The 745-nt window shown below is 55.2% G+C and carries 2 protein-coding genes; both read right to left on the bottom strand.

Annotated elements, in window-relative coordinates; genetic code table 11:
• The coding region (locus A3730_RS29415) for a sugar phosphate nucleotidyltransferase (protein WP_255364170.1) at window positions 1–169 on the bottom strand (169 nt) is incomplete at its 3' end.
• A 2-nt stretch (window positions 170–171) separates the two neighbouring features.
• Window positions 172–745: dTDP-glucose 4,6-dehydratase (locus A3730_RS03820; protein WP_156500870.1), on the bottom strand; the 574-nt coding region annotated here is incomplete at its 5' end.

The raw sequence follows: 745 nt of genomic DNA, 5'->3' as shown, positions 1-745 counted from the left end.
TCAACACATCCCTGATCCCAGCCAGCATCAATGCCGACATAGGGTAATAAGCCATCGGCTTGTCATAGACAGGCAGCAAATGTTTGGATACACCAAGGGTTGCAGGGTGGAGTCGGGACCCTGCCCCTCCAGCCAGAAGGATCCCTTTGCGGTTTTCCCTAAATTGCATTGTCATGGTAAATAAAATGCCACCGTATCACGCAGCCCTTGCTCAAACGACACCTGCGGGCGCCAGCCCAAAGCCTGCATCTTGCTGCTATTCAAGGCATAACGCCAGTCATGGCCGGCGCGGTCTGCCACATGACGAATCAGTGATGCATGGCCTCCAGCCGGAGCTGAAGCCGGCCTCAAGCCATCGAGATGTGCACAAATGGCATTCACCAGACATAGGTTCGTCAGCTGACAGTCTGCACCAATATTGTAGTGCTCTCCCAGCTTACCCTGCTCCAGCAAACACCATAATGCCTTAACGTGATCGTCAACATGTAACCAGTCACGCACCTGTTCCCCGCTTCCATACAGCGGGATTGTATCGCCTGCCAATGCGCACTGTATCACCCGCGGGATCAGCTTCTCTGGATACTGCCAAGGGCCATAATTATTGCTGGCATGGGAAATCAGGGCAGGAAAGCCATAGGTGTGCACCCAGGCGTCCACTAGATGATCCGCTGCAGCCTTACTCGCCGCATAGGGTGAGCCGGGATGCCAGGGATCACCTTCCTGTGCTGCCGCCCCTTTAGGCCCT

This window comes from Alcanivorax sp. HI0044, assembly GCF_001634945.1.
The sequence above is the reverse complement of the archived record's forward strand: the minus strand, read 5'-3'. Positions and strand labels throughout refer to the sequence as shown.